Source organism: Neorhizobium alkalisoli (assembly GCF_002968635.1).
In the GTDB taxonomy this organism is placed as follows: Bacteria; Pseudomonadota; Alphaproteobacteria; order Rhizobiales; family Rhizobiaceae; genus Neorhizobium; species Neorhizobium alkalisoli.
Genome location: NZ_PVBN01000025.1, coordinates 1 through 15,862 on the forward strand (window position 1 = coordinate 1; position 15,862 = coordinate 15,862).

The window sequence follows — 15,862 nt, forward strand, 5'->3', positions numbered from 1 at the left end:
GGCAGAGCGAAAGATTGATGCTTTGTGGGATGCAGTAGGCGCTTTGGTTCCCTGCTTCACACCCTCAGAATGCGCGAACTACTTCAGAGCTGCCGGATATGACCCGGATTGAACAGGATCTGCTCTAGAGAGGCAGTTCCCAACAGCGCGCAGGCATTCGTCGCCGGCAAGGTGGCCGTAGTTGTCGTTGTAGGCTTTGAAGCGATCGATATCGATCATCATGACACTGAGCGGCATGTCGTTCTCGATGCTGCGTTCAGTCTCGCTGGCGAAAGCATGATCGAAGGCACGACGATTGGTGAGGCTGGTCAATCCGTCTGTTTCGGCAAGGGCTCTCAATTGTTCGGCGGAATTTTTGAGCGCGATTTCCGCATGTTTTGCGACGGTGATGTCGGATACAACCACCATGGCCGTGCCGTCATGGGCCAACCGTGTTTTGAGCGCACGCCACTCGCCATTTTTCAGTTGAAGTTCTTCGTCCTTGTTGACGTGAAGGGTTGCAGCCGCCGCTTCGATCCAATGGTCTGCCGCACCGTCGGGCAATCCGACACGCTCGCCTGTCTCGGCCACGCTACGCAGGATATCGGTGATGTGCGCGCCGACGGTCCGAGCACCTCGTGAAAACGGGAAAGCGGTGCGATATTGCTCGTTGCAGAAGATCAGAACCCCCTTCTTGTCGAACATGGCGAAACCCTCGGACATCCCGTTCATTGCAAGCGTGAGCAGGTTCCGTTTCTCGCGAAGCTCGCGCTCCAATTCGATACGTTCGGTGATATCGCGCGTGACCCCCGCGAGCCCGATAATTTGCCCGTCGCCATCTCGAAGCGGAACTTTCGACGTCAGCAGATGCCGCTCCCCGAGGCGCTCCAGGAAATCGGTCATGGGCTCGCCGGTGCGCATGATCTCTTGTTCCCGGAAGTACAGTCCTTCAGCTTCCGGTGGGCTACGCAAATTGAAATCGGAAAGACCCGTCATCTCCGAGGCCGCTCGAAAGCGGAAAAGGCGAGGCATGTTATTGTTGACGGTAATGAACTTGCTGTCTCGGTCCTTCACATAGAGATAGTCAGGAGACTGTGAGAACGCCGTCTCCAGGACACGCCGTTCCAGTTGTATCCGTTCGGTCTTGATCATGATGAGACCGCATATGATCGTCGCGACACAGTTCATCGCGATGAGCGGGAGCCCGATTGCCGACAGCGCGTCGACCTTGGCCAGGCTTGGCAGGATCGCGAGCATCGCCGTCAAAGCGACCGCAAGCGCCACGGCCAGCAGTATGAGATTGCGAAAAGCCGAAAATTGCGCCCGAGGTAGCAAATAGATCGCGGCTCCGATGATGCTGACGATCAGGATCGCCAGCACGCCGTCGAGTGCGGCCGTTCCGCCGAGATAGATACGAAAAATAGTGGCCGGGATCGCAGCGGCCACCGCGGATATAGGGCCACCCAGCATTGCCGCTATAGCAAGTGGCGCAAAGCGCAGATCGATATAGATGCCCGGATGAAATTGGAATGCGAGCAAGATGGCGCCAGTGGAGGTGCAGCCCGCCACGATCCCGAACATAAGCTTTTTGTAGCTGGCGGCGAAACGGCGGTACCAGATCGAAAGATGCGCCCACATGGCTATGGCGAGAACGACAAAGGCGAGACTGCCTGCGAATTGTCCCCAGATGTCTGCTCCCATGCACTCCCCTTCGGGTCAATTCGTGCGTTCTGTTCCGTTGATGGACTTTTCTTTCAGTAACACACTCTGCCGGTGAAACAATTAAGGGGTGTCCACAACGGGGGCTGACAGCAGCAGCGCGGCGACGAGGACTGACCTGGACCTGGATGGTGAAACGGCTCTGCGGACAATCTAGGACCTTGGACCTGCTCTGACCTTCAGCGGTTTGCCCGGCTGCAGGGCGCAGCACGGACGTCTACAAGATCGATCTTGCGCGTTTAATTTTGGGGTCCGTGGTTCTCAAGCACTCCCATGCGTTGAGCTGCAATTCGTTCGGATAAAGGTTCCCACTTGAGGCGATGGTTAAGCTTGCGTCCTCACGACCAGCTGTTGATTGGTAAAAGCACCGCTTCCATGAAGATCAGCGGCGAGCTGCCGATAAGGGCGCCATAGCACGCAAAGCAGAGGCTACTCGCTATTGCCATCATTCTTAAGCTGAACCATACGCTGGATAGAATAGGTCACGACGGTCAGGAAGCTGCCGGCAAAGCCGATGGTTTCGATCCAGAACGTCATTTGAACTCCGTTAAGGCGCAAGTTATCTGCCGCTCGCCAAGGCGGCAGCCTTGTTCAAGCCGATCGGCCTCACGAGGGGATCGGCGTGTCGGTGAACAAGCTGCCACTGCGAGCCGTGACGCCGGTGTCTTTGTCTAAAGCTCTTGAAGCGCGTCAACCAAAGGATGGTTGAGATCAGAGATCTCACGAAAGCTCCAATCAAATATTTACCTGAGCAACCGTGGGACTGTTGCTTTGATCACGTGGTGGAAGGCGCGTAGATAAGATTGAAGCGCATTATTAGGCATCCGCTGATCATCCGAACAGACTCAGGGGTCGGCAGCCTTTTCCATCTGCCGACCCTAGATAGAGCCCCGCCTCTAATCGGAAGGTTCGCGTCGGATTAGGCTTCGACCTTAGGAGCCTCCCCGAAGCTGCCGTGCGCCTCGATCTCGTCCAGCAGGCCGATCCAAAGCGACGCGCACAGGCCCACCATCACCACAAGGAACGGCGCTGCGGCAAGGATCGATGCCGTCTGAAGTCCGGCAAGGCCGCCCATCACCAGCAGCACGCAGGCCGAGGCGCCGGCGAGCAGGCCCCACAGCACCACGATGCCTGGCGCCGGATGTAGCGTACCGCGCGACGATAGCATGCCCATCACCACGGATGCGGCGTCGGCGCCAGAGACGAAGAAGATCGCCACGAGGAACATGGCCACCGTCGAGGTGAGTGTCGCCATCGGATATTGCGCCAGGAGCGCGAACAGCGACACCGGAGCGCCTCTTTCATTGACCGCTTCGACGAGACCGCCAGCACCCATCAGTTCGGAATAGAGCGCGGTGCCGCCCATGATGGTGAACCAGACGAAAGTGACGGCACTCGGGATCAGCAGCACGCCGATGACAAACTCGCGAATCGTGCGGCCGCGTGAGATGCGGGCGATGAACACGCCGACGAAAGGCGCCCAGGACACCCACCATGCCCAGTAAAAGATGGTCCAGCTGCCCAGCCACTTGCCGTCGCTGAAGGCCGCGGTGCGGAAGGACATGGTGATCAGGTCGCTGAGATAATAACCCATTGCCTCGGTCAGCGTGTCGAAGATGAATACGGTCGGGCCGATCAGCGCGAGGAAGATGAGTAGTATCACGGCGATGATCATGTTCATGTTGCTCAGGAACTGGATGCCCTTGCCGACACCCGAAACCGCCGACAGGATGAAGAAGACCGTCAACACCGCAATGATGGTCAGCGCGATGGTCGACGATTCGCCGGTGTTCCAGAGATAGTTCATGCCGCTGTTGATTTGCTGGGCGCCGAGGCCGAGCGAGGTAGCGGTGCCGAACAGCGTGGCGATGATCGCCAGCACGTCGATGGTACGGCCGACAGGGCCGTGAATCTTGTCGCCCAGCAGAGGGTAGAAGGCGCTGGAGATCAGTGTCGGCAAGTTCTTGCGATAGCTGAAGAAGGCCAGCGCCAAGCCGACAACGGCATAGATGGCCCAAGGATGCAGCGCCCAGTGAAAGTAGGCGTACTGCATGGCCACAAGCGCCGCTTCCTTGGTCTGCGGCTGCGCCATGCCATGCGGCGGCGCGCCGAAGTGGAATACCGGCTCGGCGACGCCCCAGAACATCAAGCCGATACCCATGCCAACGCTGAACATCATGCAGACCCAGGAGATGGTCGAAAATTCAGGCTTCTCGTCGTCGTGGCCGAGCTTGATCTTGCCGAAGCGGCTGATTGCCAGAAAAACCGCGAACACAAGGAAAAACGCGGTGGAAACGACAAATGTCCATCCGAACACGCGAATGATCCAGCTGAGAACGGCGCCCGCGGTCGAGGCCAGGCTGTCGGGCGAGACCACGCCCCATAATACGAAGCCGCTGGCGATGACGATCGCCGGCCAAAATACGCCGCGGTCGATCTGTCGCAAAGTGTCTGGTAAAGCCATGCGAAATACCCTCCAGTTATTGGGTTCCCTTCGTCCCAATGCCTGGCGTTTCTTATGCCTTGGCGTTCAATTGGCGACGTCCCAGTGTGTGGGACAAATGCGAGACGGGCGACGTTGTAAGCGCCGATGGTATGTCGGATTCCGACGCTGGCGGAAACAGGAAGCCTTTCGTCGTAAGGCTCGCTGTTGCGTCCGCCACTACCGTTCCGCTGCGGCCGGCAGCTGTCAGCCAGGCCGTCCTTTGTTCGTTTCCATCTCCATCTCCCCAGCTCGACGAAAAAACGAGATCCAATGGTGCACATCTCTTGGGAGCGATCGCACCGCTCCGCGTAAGCAGCAGACAGCGAGGAGACGGGCCGTCTCCTTCCTGGTGAGTAGGGGCTTCCGCGGCAATGCATGTAGCCAATAGCGCTTTTGAATACGTGCCGGAAACTGCCGGGCAACCTGGCGGAAATTCGTTGAAAAAGGATCTGTCGCGCTCGCGCACCCGCCTGGGGGTCTATCGAAAAGAGTGTTGGGGCCGGCTCTTCGTCGGCACCCAACGGTTCCAGCCGATCCGATCACTCGGCTTTAATCTGCGCCTCTTCGATGATGCGCGCGAATTTCGCCGTTTCCTCATTTACAAACGCGCCGAATTCTGTGGATGTCATCGGGACATATTCCGCACCGATTGCCGTCAGCCTGGATGCCGTGCCCGGTTTGCTCAAAGACGCCGCGATAGCATCGTGCAAACGTGCTATTGTTGCCGGCGCCACGCCCTTCTTCGTCACGAACCCAAACCAATTGATAAGTTCGAAGCCCTCGAGGCCAGGAGTTTCGGCGATGGTGGGAACGTCGGGAAGGACCGCCATTCGTTCTTTTGATGTAACGGCGAGTGCTCTCAATGAGCCGTCTTTGACGTTCCCAAGGACAGCGACGGCGCTTGCGAAGGTGGAGTCGACCTGTCCTCCAATTGTATCCATGACCTGCTGGGAGGCACCCTTATAAGGCACATGTAGAAGTGAAACCTCCGCTTCATGGCCTAAAAGAGCACCAGTCAGATGCTGTGGGTTTCCGATGCCGCTGGATCCATACCCAAGACTGTCTGGAGCTTGTTTTGCTGCGGCGACAAATTCCGAAACGGTTTTGTAAGGACTGTCTTTGCCAACCACAAAGACGTTCGGAATCCGGGCCGCCAGGACCAGAGGCTCGAAATCCTTTTCGACATTGTAGGAGAGGCGGCTCTTGAGCAGTGTCGTATTGATTGCAAGTTCGCCCGCCGTCGCCAGCATGAGTGTATGCCCATCGGGCTCGGCTTGCGCCAAGGCCTGGCCAGCTATCATGCCGCTTCCGCCTGGCCGATTTTCGACGAGCACCGGGACCGACCACTCGGCACGCAGATCGTCGGCGACCAAGCGTGCAATCGTGTCTACGCCACCACCGGCTGCGAAGGGCACGATGATCGTGACGGTGTGATTTGGAAATTTGTCTTGCGCCATCGCGCCCGGCGCTACGGCCAAGAATGTCAATGCAATTGCCATCCCAATTTTCTGCAAGCTAGTGCGCATAAAGGTCCTCCCTCGTTTACTGCACCGTCCGAATAATCGATTTCCTCCGGTTCGGACCCACGACCGACTGCCTGGGTATTTTGAAGGTCTATCGGCCATTGAAACTTCGGTTCTGTCTCGGTCCAACCGACCTCACTGAACCCATTCCGGCACTATGGTTGCCGACAGTAGCCGTCGTCGACCAAATCCCCAGAGCGAGCACCGCTGCTTTGCATTATTTAATTTTATAATGCAACATGATTGAGCGCAACGGTGCTCACTTCGAGTCGGATTTGCCGCATTGCTAGAGGATCTTTTGGGGTCAGGACACTTCAGGCCCCTTAGGGAGATGGAGATGCAGGCCGCACTCGCTCTTTGGGAGCGATTGGGCTCGCTCAACGCACCACATATTTAGCAACCGAGAGATTTTCGGAATCGGTCTCTTTACTTTTATAATCATGTAATGCAGTTTTAGGTTCTTGGCTCAGGAGGTGAGCCTTAGCGTGCGAGGAGGTTTTTCGGCATGCGTAGTTTCTTTAAGTACGGCCTGATGGCTGCTTTGGTCGGCACGACCTTCGTTGCCGGCGCTGTTTCCGCAAATGCCCAGCAACTTGAGTTGACGATTACGGCTCCTGCCGGCGCAGGAGGCGGATGGGACGCAGCGTCCCGCTCACTTCAGGAAGTGATGATGGCGACCGGCGCGGCCAAAAGCGTCCAGGTCGTCAATGTGCCGGGTGCCGGCGGGACGGTTGGTCTCGCCCAGTTCATCGGATCGGCGAAAGGCAGCCCAAATCAGCTGCTCGTGGCCGGCATTACACTGGTGGGCGCCAGCATTTCCAATAAGTCGCCGGTCGATCTGACCAGGGTCACTCCGCTTGCCCGTCTGACCGGCGACCCGCTGGTCATCGTCGTGCCGAAGGATTCGCCGATCAAGACGATCGCCGATCTCCAGGCGACCATCAAGAAGGACGTCGCCAAGACGATCTGGGTTGGCGGTTCGGCCGGCGGCGCGGATCATATTCTGGCTGCGCTCGTAACGAAGGCCGCCGGAGCGGATCCCAGCAAGATCAACTACGTAGCCTATTCCGGCGGCGGTGAATCCCTTGCGGCGATGCTCGGCGGGCAGGCAACGGCAGGCGTTTCCGGCTATGGGGAGTGGGAAGGTCAGATCAAGTCTGGCGACCTGCGCGCGCTCGCGATCTCCTATCCGGAGCCGATCCCGGGGATCGATACCAAGCCTCTCAAGGCGCAGGGTCTCGATATCGAGCTCGTCAACTGGCGCGGCGTCTTCGCCGGACCGGACGTCCAGGGCAAGGATCTCGATGCGCTCAAGGCCGCCGTTGAAAAAACAGTGAAGTCCAAGGAATGGCAGGCAGTCCTCAAGGCTCGCGGCTGGACTGACTACTACGCGCCGTCCGACGAATTCAAAGCGTTCATCGGCTCCGAGACCGACCGCGTTCGCGGCATCCTGACATCCATCGGGCTTGCGAAGTAAGCGTATCGAGCGTGGGAGGCGGCGCATGCCGCTTCCCACGTGACGAGGAAGATCATGACAATCAAGATATCCCGTATACCCAACCGTCCTGCTGCGGTTGTCGCCGTCATTCTGTTCGCCGTCGCGACCATAACCTATTGGGACGCGAGCCAGATGACCGTTCAAGCGACTTACGGCATGAGCGCCAGCGCGGCCTCGTATTTCGTGGCCCTGCTGTTTGCGGTTCTCGCTCTCGGTCACATCGTCAGCGCCTTCAGACCGGACGAGGATGAGAGCGAGGCCGAAGGCGCCGACTGGAAAGCGGTCGGATGGATCGCTTTGGCATTGGCCGGACTGATCGCTGCGATCTGGTTTGGTGGCGGCTTCATCCTCGGTTCGACACTGCTTTTTGCATTCACGGCAAGAGCCTTCGGCCGCAAGGCGCTCCTCAAGGATATCTGTCTGGGGGCTGTGATGAGCGTCCTGATTTTCCTTCTCTTCAACAAACTGCTTACTCTCGCGCTCCCGCTGGGGCCGCTTGAGCGACTATTCTGAGGTTGCCATGGATTCGCTGCTATATCTCTTCCATGGTTTTTCGACTGCCATCGAACCGGCCAACCTCATCTACGCTGCCGTCGGCGTCATCATCGGGACCGCAGTAGGTGTTCTACCCGGCATCGGGCCTGCCCTGACAGTGGCCCTTCTTCTGCCAGTCACGTTCAAGCTCGATCCAGGCGGCTCGATCATCATGTTCGCGGGCATCTACTACGGCGGAATGTATGGCGGCTCCACGACAGCTATTCTGTTGAACACACCCGGCGAAAGCGCCTCGGTCGTCACTGCGCTGGAGGGCAACAAGATGGCTCGATCGGGCCGCGGCGGTCCGGCACTTGCCACAGCGGCGATAGGGTCCTTCGTTGCCGCCCTGATTGCAACCATCGGCTTGGCCCTCCTGGCGCCCATACTGGTCAAGATCGCCGTGCGCTTCGGCCCTTGGGACTATTTCGGGCTGATGCTGATCGCCTTCGTCACGGTGTCGGCGACATTCGGCTCTTCACCGCTTCGGGGATTGACAAGCCTGGCCTTCGGCCTCTGGCTTGGATTGATGGGGATCGATCAGCTCACCGGACAGGCACGCCTGACATTCGGCGTCCCGGAACTGCTTGACGGCGTGGAGGTGACGACGCTTGCGGTTGGCCTCTTCGCGATCGGCGAGGCGCTGTTCGTTGCGTCCCGTCATCTTTACAAGCCCGAGAAGCCAATCCCGGTGAAGGGCTCGGTCTGGATGACCAAGGAGGACTGGGGCCGGTCGTGGAAACCTTGGCTGAGGGGCACGATCATCGGTTTCCCGATCGGTGCCTTGCCCGCCGGCGGGGCAGAAATTCCGACGTTCCTAAGCTATAACATCGAGCGCAAGCTTTCCCGCAAGCCGGAGGAATTTGGAACGGGTGCCATCGAGGGCGTAGCAGGCCCGGAGGCCGCGAATAATGCTTCCGCGGCTGGCACCCTCGTACCCCTGCTTACGCTCGGGCTGCCGACATCAGCGACGGCAGCAGTGATGCTGGCGGGCTTCCAGCAATATAACATCCAGCCCGGGCCACTTCTCTTTGTACAGCACGCCGATCTAGTTTGGGGGCTTGTTGCAAGCCTGTTCATCGCAAACGTGATGCTGCTCGTCCTGAACCTTCCCCTTGTTGGATTGTGGGTCCGGCTGCTTGCGATCCCGCTGCCATGGCTCTACGCTGGAATTCTGGTCTTCGCGTCGATGGGGACAGTTGCGGCCAATCCGTCGGTTGTCGAATTGTTGCTGCTCGTGGCATTCGGCGCTGTCGGCTTCCTGATGCGGAAATTCGACTATCCAATCGCCCCCGCGGTCGTCGGCCTGATATTAGGTCCCCTGGCCGACAGCGCACTGCGCCGTTCGCTCCAGATGAGCCTCGGCGACCCGATGATCCTCCTCCAGCATCCGAGCTCGGCCGTCATGATTGCTGTTGCGGTGATCGCGCTGGTGGCGCCCTTTGTCTTCCGGGGATTGTCACGGTTCCAGCAGGATGAGGATTGATTTCTGGTGCCCGATCGTTGTTCTCGTCATGAGCTTTTGTCGCTATAAAGTTCGATGATGAAAGAATCGGAAAACTGATAGATCGGAACGATGGCGAGAGGCAGTCTCACACCCCAGATCAGTGGGAACATCATCGAGTTCGTCAAGGCGAATGAGATGACCGAAGGCCAGCACCTGCCGCTGCAGATGCTGGCCGATGCCTTCCGCGTGTCACGTGCGCCCGTGATGAGCGCGCTACGCAGCCTTGAGAAGAAGGGAATCGTTCGGGCCGAACCAAACCGCGGATATTTCCTGGCCGTTGGGTCCGACGGTCTTGATGCCGCCAAGCCGGACAGATCTTCCGATGTCGATAGCGAGGATCCGATCTATTTCCGGATCGCCGAAGATCGTCTTACCGGAAGACTGGCGGAACGTGTGACCGAGAACGAGTTGATGCGGTTGTATGACCTGCCGCGGACCAAGCTCCTGAAGATCCTCCATCGCATTGGGGAAGAGGGATGGATCGAGCGCCTTCCCGGGAACGGCTGGGCGTTCACGCAGGCTCTGACGTCGAGAAAAAGCTATGAAGACGGCTACGCCTTCCGCGCCGTCATCGAACAGCAGGCCATGTTGCTACCGACATTCGAACCGAATCCGGACGGGTTCAAACGGGCGCGCGAGGTGCAGACGAGATTGCGCGACGGCGGGTATGAGACCTGGTCCCGCGCAGAAATCTTTGGAGCCAACAACGAATTCCACGAAATGCTGGTCAGCTGCTCGCATAACGAGTTCTTCCTGGATTCGATCAAGCGGATCAACCGCCTGCGCAGACTGATCGAGTACCACATCACCATCGACCGGAGCCGCCTGCCGAAACAGACGAGTGAACATCTCCACATTCTCGATCTGATCGAAGACGGCCGGCGTAACGAAGCAGCAGCTTTCCTTTACACGCACATCATGGGTGCGGGCCGCATTAAGACGCCTCAGATCTGAATGAGATCCTTCATGAGGATGCAGACCGGGCTGTCGACCTTCAGAACCCTCGCAACCGGCGCCAGCGCGCCTGACCCCGGGTCGATCTCGAATCCAACGACCTCATCCGTATCCTCATTCGCCGCCAGCAGTACATCGCCTTCGGGCAGCAGCGTGAAGAACCGCGGCGTCCTTCCTGCGGTCGACCAGGAGCCGACAAGGGTCAGATGGCCGCTGCTTGCGATGGCAAACCCCGCGATCGTATCGCTGCCCCGGTTGGAGGCGTAGACGAAGCGGCCATTGGCGGAGACGGCAATCTCCGCCCCCCGGCTGTTGCCGGTAAAGGTGTCAGGCAGGGACGAAAGGATCTGGAACGGCTCAATTCTGCCGGTGGCTGCATCAAAACGATAGGCCGTGACCGTCGAATCGAGCTCGTTGATTGCGTAGGCCAGCGTACCTTGCGGATGGAAGGTGATGTGGCGTGGCCCGGCGCCCTCGCGCGTTCGACAGGACGCCGCCTCGATCAGCGAGGCCGAAGCGTGATCGAGGCGATAGACAAGAATCTGGTCTATGCCCTTGTCCGGGACAACGATCCAGCGACCACTGGGATCGAACTCGACCTGATGCGGCTTGGGCAAGGGCTGTTCAATGCGATGAGGACCAATCTCGCCTTCAATCGACGCAATGCTTTCGACCGGCCCAAGGCTTCCGTTCTCCATCCGCCTGAGGACGGCAAGCGACGAGGTCACGTGGTTTGCAACCACCAGAAACTCATTCGATGGGTCGAATGACAGATGGACCGGATTTCGCCCCCGCGTCGATTGTTGGTTCAGGAAGGATAAGCGACCAGTTGAAGGATCGATCGCAAAGGCGCTGACACGGTCGGAGTCACCATGAACCGTATAGAGGAACTGCTGCGAGCGGTCGAACGCCAGAAATGTCGGATTTTCCATTTCCAGCAATTGGAGATGGTTCCAATTCAGGTCGTCGTGCAGATGATAGACGTTGAGGCCGTTGCCCCGCGCGTTGCGGGCCTTTGTCGTTCGTGCGCCAACATAGGCGATCCTGCACTTTTCTCGATACATCCGTTCACGACCTCTTTGTCAATGCAGGCGTCAAATCGGCTCCTTCTCTGGAATAGCGCTGTCGATGCCATATAGCAATTGCATTTTATAATGATAATATGTAACAAACTTCAATCTCGTCACTAAGCTGGCGTCATGAACATGGGAGGCAGCCATGACCGATCTCGCGACAACCGCGCTCGAAAGAACGAGAATGTGGAAGGTCTTTTGGCGGATCGTACCTGAGCGTGGTTCGTGCGCATCTCTAATTCTGAGTCTGATATCGCGGAAGCGCCGTCGGGTCGGTGTTTCAGGCCGTGCAAGATTCATCCTCCAAAGGCATAAGGCATAGCTCCACAAGATGACCATCGTCAGTCAATTCGAAGTCAACGGGACACCTTACGATATCGTTGATCTCCCAGCGGAGGCCGGCGACCATCTCGCGCGTATGCCGTATATCCATCGCATCCTCCTGGAAAATGTATTGCGAACGGCAGGCGAAGATGCGGAGCACGCCAAGAAGGCGATCATAGACTGGCTTGCGGAGGGATGCAGCGAGGTCGAAATCCCGTTTCTTCCCAATCGTGTGCTGATGCACGACACGACCTGCGGTCCGGCACTCGTCGACATCGCGGGCATGCGCTCCGCGCTTGCGGAGGCGGGCGGCGATCCCTCGCTTCTCAATCCCGTTGTGCCAGTCGATGTGTCAACCGATCATTCCGTTGCCGTCGATGCATTCGCGACATCCGCCGCGCTCGAAAAGAACATGGAGCGCGAGTACCAGCGCAATTCCGAGCGCTACAGTTTCATGAAATGGGCGACGAACACGCTGACCGGATTTCGGGTCCATCCGCCGGGAACCGGCATCATGCATACGCTTAACTTGGAGCGCCTCGCAACGATCGCCACGGTTGTTGAAAAGGACGGTCGCCGATTTGCCGTCCCGGATACTCTGATCGGCACCGATAGTCATACTCCGATGATCAACGGCATCGGTGTTCTGGCTTGGGGGGTCGGCGGTCTCGAAGCGGAAAGTGTTTTTTTTGGCATGCCGGTGGCGCTTCGGGTCCCCGACGTTATCGGCGTGCGGCTCATAAACAGCCTGCGGGAAGGCGTGCTGGCGACGGACCTTGCACTGGTCGTTACGCATTTACTGCGCCAGATCGATCTCCAGGACAAATTCGTGGAATTTTTCGGCCCAGGAGTTTCGGCGCTAACGGCAGGCGATCGCGCGGTCGTGGCCAACATGACGCCGGAGTTCGGAGGAAACAGCGGTTACTTCCCGATCGATTCCCGGTCGGTCGCCTATCTGACTTCAACCGGACGGACAAAAGAACATGCCCGTTTCGTCGAGGGCTATGCCAAGCGGGTCGGCCTATGGTTCGATCCAGCCGCGGAGCCCCGCTACACTTCGGTCGTCGAACTCGACCTTTCAACCGTTGAACCAAGTTTGGCAGGGCCACAGCGTCCACAGGATCGCATTCCGGTCAGCGCCACGGCCGCCGCCATTGCGGGCATGAAGAAACCTGCAAATACATCCGTTGACGGCGCGCCGAATGACGGCGCGGTGGCGATCGCCGCGATCACGAGCTGCACGAACACCTCAGACCCCAGACTGCTTGTCGCCGCGGGGCTACTTGCGCGAAAAGCGCGTGCCTATGGGCTGCGGCCGCCTTTGTGGGTGAAGACGTCCCTGGCTCCTGGGTCGCCGACGACCGAACGATATCTGAGAAGGGCAGGTCTGCTTGAAGATCTCGAGGCCGTGGGTTTCGGCATCGTCGGCTACGGCTGTACGACCTGTATAGGCAACTCCGGGCCTTTGACCGAGCCCGTTGCAACGGCCATGTCGCAGCGAGGCATCCTGCCGGTGGCTGTGCTTTCGGGAAACAGGAATTTCCCTGGACGTGTCCACCCGCAGCTTGAGGCGGGATTTCTTGCATCCCCGCCCGTGGTTGTTGCCTTTGCCCTTGCCGGAACGGTTGAACTCGACATTATGACCGGGGTGATCGGCACATCCATAAAAGGAGAGCCCGTAACCCTCCCGATGCTATGGCCGACGGCTGCTGAGATCGACGAGGCGTTGATGACAGCCGCCAATATCGAGGATTTCGGGCCGGCCTACGATGAGGCCGAAGCGAGCCGGGCATGGCAGGACCTTGACGCGCCGACGACGACCCTTTTTCCGTGGGACGAGAGGTCGACTTATATTCGCCGGCCGCCATTCGCGAGCTTCGGAAAAGGCACACTCCTTGGCACGTATGCAGCGCATCCTATCTTGGTCGTTGGAGATGATATCACGACAGACCATATCTCCCCGGCAGGCGCGATTCCGGCAAAGAGCGATGCCGGACGATATCTCATCGAACGTGGCGAAAGTCCGGTTGACCTCAATGTCTTTTCGTCACGCCGAGGCAACTGGGAGGCCATGATCCGCGGCTTGTTTACGAACAAGACCGTCCAAAACATGCTCGCGGCCGATATTCCACCCGGTTCGACCGTCCATGTTCCATCCGGCGAGGTTTTATCGTTGTGGAACGCAGCTCAACGATATGGCGAAGAGGGCAAGTCCGTCGTCGTGGTTGCTGGCGAGCGCTACGGCATGGGTTCTTCCCGTGACTGGGCGGCAAAGGGTGTTTCGTTGCTGGGTGTCAGGGCAGTTCTGGCACTGAGTTTCGAACGCATCCACCGGTGGAATTTGATCGGTATGGGTATCCTGCCGATGCGCCTTCCACCAGGTCATGGCCCGCAGGATCTGGCGTTAAAACCGGGTGATGTCGTCGAGATCCACGCCACCCCCGATGCTGTTCGTCCGCGCTGTCGGGTCGAGGTCACGGTCGCAAGAGCTGACGGCAGGAGAACCTCTTTTGCCGCCATGGCGGCGATCGAGACGCGAGCAGAGGTACAGATCCTGCTTGCGGGCGGGATCCTTCCGCTTATCTTGCAGCGCAAGCTACTGGATCGCCCCCCAACTAGCCCTTAGGGGAAGAATAACAGTAAAGGTCCCGGCCGAGGCATTTTCTGGCCATACCCAGCCTGTTGCCGCGCCCTGCCATCGCATCGGCGTCCATTTGTTCATCGTCATACGACGCCTAGGAGGAGACGGTGGACGCAAGCCACAGCAATTTGATGGAACCGGCGGACACTCCACAACTGCGTTAGCTGTACGCTGGCTCAGGTGGAGCCCGTCGCCGACTCTGCAGCTTCTGCGGATATCGCACCGGTAGAGTTGCGCTCCAGATCGTATCCGCACGACGGCTCGCTTCGGAGACGGAATCAACGTCATCTTGCAGTCGGAAAACGGCAGGCTGGGCATGGGCCATTCCCTTACGAGGGTGAGGAGGATCCCGACCTTATCAACGCAGGCAAACAGACGATCACGGAACTCCCTCAGACCGCCTATTTCGATAGCGCCAGCCTAATTTACCCGGACATGGTTTCGCGACATCATCTCTCTACAGCTTGCGCAATGCTGGAGCGCTTGTCGCATCTGCGCAAGCTACTGGCGTATGATCGGCCGGCGATGAACTTCGCCGGCCCGGTACCATAAATCGCACTATGCTGCAGGCGGCGAGTTCCATAATAGGGCCTTATGCCGCCTTTCTTGACTCCCATCGAGAGCAGGGGCTTTTACAAGCCTCCATGCCATCAGGCCCCCGCAACCAAAATCACAAAGCAATATCCTTCCATTCCCGCTTCACAAAAAGCTCCTCCGCGTAAGCGTCGAGGAGCTTTTTGCGTTTCGCCTCCGTGTCCACCTCCGTCGTCGTCTCCCGCGCCTCAATCAAATCCGTGTGCACCTCGGCGATGAAAAGGCGCTCCATGTAGCCGAGAGCACATCCATCTGGGCGAGGATGCCGGCTGTCAGGCCGTGCACTTCCAGGGTGGCCGGCTGGTGCTCCGGGCCTTGTCGATAACAACCTGGATTGCGGGCGGGAGATGCTTGTACGCAGCTGCGCTCTAGCTGTAGCGAGCGATGCTCAGATCGACCGCGTCAATTTCGGGTTTTTGGCCGTCAACGAGATCTTTGATCAGGTTTGCCGAGCCCGCGCTCATGGTCCAGCCTAAAGTCCCGTGGCCCGTATTGAGGAATGGGCCTGAGATTTTAGTGGGTCCGATGACCGGCGTACCGTCGGGCGTCATTGGCCTCAGGCCGGACCAGAACTCACCCTTGTTTGCCTCGCCTCCCGGAAACAGGTCCATGACGGAATGTTCCAGTGTCCGTCGCCGTGCAAGCAGGGTCGTAAGGGAGTTGCGCTCCTCCGGCGGAAACCCAACCGACCCATGCCCGTATCGAACTGCAGCGCACCAGGCAGTACGCGCTTAGGCGCGCTGGCTCCAAGACCATAGGCATCTGCCTTGACGACAGCGCCAGTCCGCGCGGGGAATAGTGTCGTCGTAAGCCGGAGGTAATTCCGTTTTAGAGCGGCAAGGTTGATCGACAGAACGCCCGGCGCAGATGTAGGGTTCGGAGCTCTTTGTTGTGATTGGGAAATGCCGCTCCGAGGAGCGGCCTTTTTATCAACCCGCCTTGTTCTGGCGGTTTGCGATGAGGTCGTCGACGACGCCGGGATCGGCAAGCGTCGAGGTATCGCCAAGTGCTCCGAAATCGTCCTCGGCGAT

At 58.7% G+C, this 15,862-nt stretch carries 9 protein-coding genes and 4 pseudogenes; 7 read left to right on the top strand and 6 right to left on the bottom strand.

Going from position 1 to position 15,862, the window contains the following annotated elements; genetic code table 11:
• A pseudogene (locus C5L13_RS28200) lies at positions 1-112 on the top strand (IS630 family transposase); the annotation flags it as partial.
• On the opposite strand, the gene C5L13_RS28205 reads toward C5L13_RS28200, so the two are convergent.
• The 3 genes from C5L13_RS28205 to C5L13_RS28220 all read right to left on the bottom strand — a co-directional run bounded on the left by C5L13_RS28205 (position 79) and on the right by C5L13_RS28220 (position 5,682).
• The gene (locus tag C5L13_RS28205) at positions 79-1,680 is read right to left on the bottom strand and encodes a diguanylate cyclase domain-containing protein (RefSeq protein WP_105386583.1); all 1,602 of its coding nucleotides are present in this window, start codon (positions 1,678-1,680) and stop codon (positions 79-81) included. The pseudogene C5L13_RS28200 and the gene C5L13_RS28205 overlap by 34 nt on opposite strands.
• Positions 1,681-2,617: 937 nt before the next feature.
• Complete coding sequence (locus tag C5L13_RS28215) at positions 2,618-4,162, bottom strand: BCCT family transporter (protein ID WP_105386584.1); 1,545 nt, start codon at positions 4,160-4,162, stop codon at positions 2,618-2,620.
• A 560-nt stretch (positions 4,163-4,722) separates the two neighbouring features.
• Positions 4,723-5,682, bottom strand: a complete 960-nt coding sequence (locus C5L13_RS28220) for a Bug family tripartite tricarboxylate transporter substrate binding protein (protein ID WP_158693559.1) — start codon at positions 5,680-5,682, stop codon at positions 4,723-4,725.
• Between the two features lie 529 nt (positions 5,683-6,211).
• Between C5L13_RS28220 and C5L13_RS28225 the strand changes: the two genes are divergently transcribed.
• The 4 genes from C5L13_RS28225 (at position 6,212) to C5L13_RS28240 (ending at position 10,199) form a co-directional block, all read left to right on the top strand.
• Positions 6,212-7,183: a Bug family tripartite tricarboxylate transporter substrate binding protein gene (locus C5L13_RS28225; RefSeq protein WP_105386586.1), complete on the top strand. Its 972-nt coding sequence runs from the start codon at positions 6,212-6,214 to the stop codon at positions 7,181-7,183.
• Positions 7,184-7,237: 54 nt separating this feature from the next.
• Entirely contained in the window at positions 7,238-7,717 is a 480-nt protein-coding gene (locus C5L13_RS28230) for a tripartite tricarboxylate transporter TctB family protein (RefSeq protein WP_105386587.1), read from the top strand.
• 7 nt (positions 7,718-7,724) lie between these two features.
• Entirely contained in the window at positions 7,725-9,224 is a 1,500-nt protein-coding gene (locus tag C5L13_RS28235) for a tripartite tricarboxylate transporter permease (RefSeq protein ID WP_105386588.1), read from the top strand.
• Positions 9,225-9,314: 90 nt separating this feature from the next.
• Positions 9,315-10,199, top strand: a complete 885-nt coding sequence (locus tag C5L13_RS28240; protein WP_105386589.1) for a GntR family transcriptional regulator — start codon at positions 9,315-9,317, stop codon at positions 10,197-10,199.
• Here C5L13_RS28240 and C5L13_RS28245 read toward each other — a convergent pair.
• Positions 10,190-11,263: a lactonase family protein gene (locus tag C5L13_RS28245; protein WP_105386590.1), complete on the bottom strand. Its 1,074-nt coding sequence runs from the start codon at positions 11,261-11,263 to the stop codon at positions 10,190-10,192. The genes C5L13_RS28240 and C5L13_RS28245 overlap by 10 nt on opposite strands.
• 340 nt (positions 11,264-11,603) lie before the next feature.
• On the opposite strand from C5L13_RS28245, the gene acnA reads away from it, so the two are divergent.
• Positions 11,604-14,222, top strand: a complete 2,619-nt coding sequence (gene acnA / locus C5L13_RS28250) for an aconitate hydratase AcnA (protein WP_105386591.1) — start codon at positions 11,604-11,606, stop codon at positions 14,220-14,222.
• A 286-nt stretch (positions 14,223-14,508) separates the two neighbouring features.
• Positions 14,509-14,654: pseudogene (locus C5L13_RS28255) on the top strand (CoA-transferase); the annotation flags it as partial.
• A 545-nt stretch (positions 14,655-15,199) separates the two neighbouring features.
• Here C5L13_RS28255 and C5L13_RS28260 read toward each other — a convergent pair.
• Together C5L13_RS28260 and C5L13_RS29430 are read right to left on the bottom strand one after the other, a co-directional pair.
• A pseudogene (locus C5L13_RS28260) lies at positions 15,200-15,475 on the bottom strand (FAD-dependent oxidoreductase); the annotation flags it as partial.
• A gap of 74 nt (positions 15,476-15,549) precedes the next feature.
• A pseudogene (locus C5L13_RS29430) lies at positions 15,550-15,735 on the bottom strand (alanine racemase); the annotation flags it as partial.
• Positions 15,736-15,862: the final 127 nt, after the last annotated feature.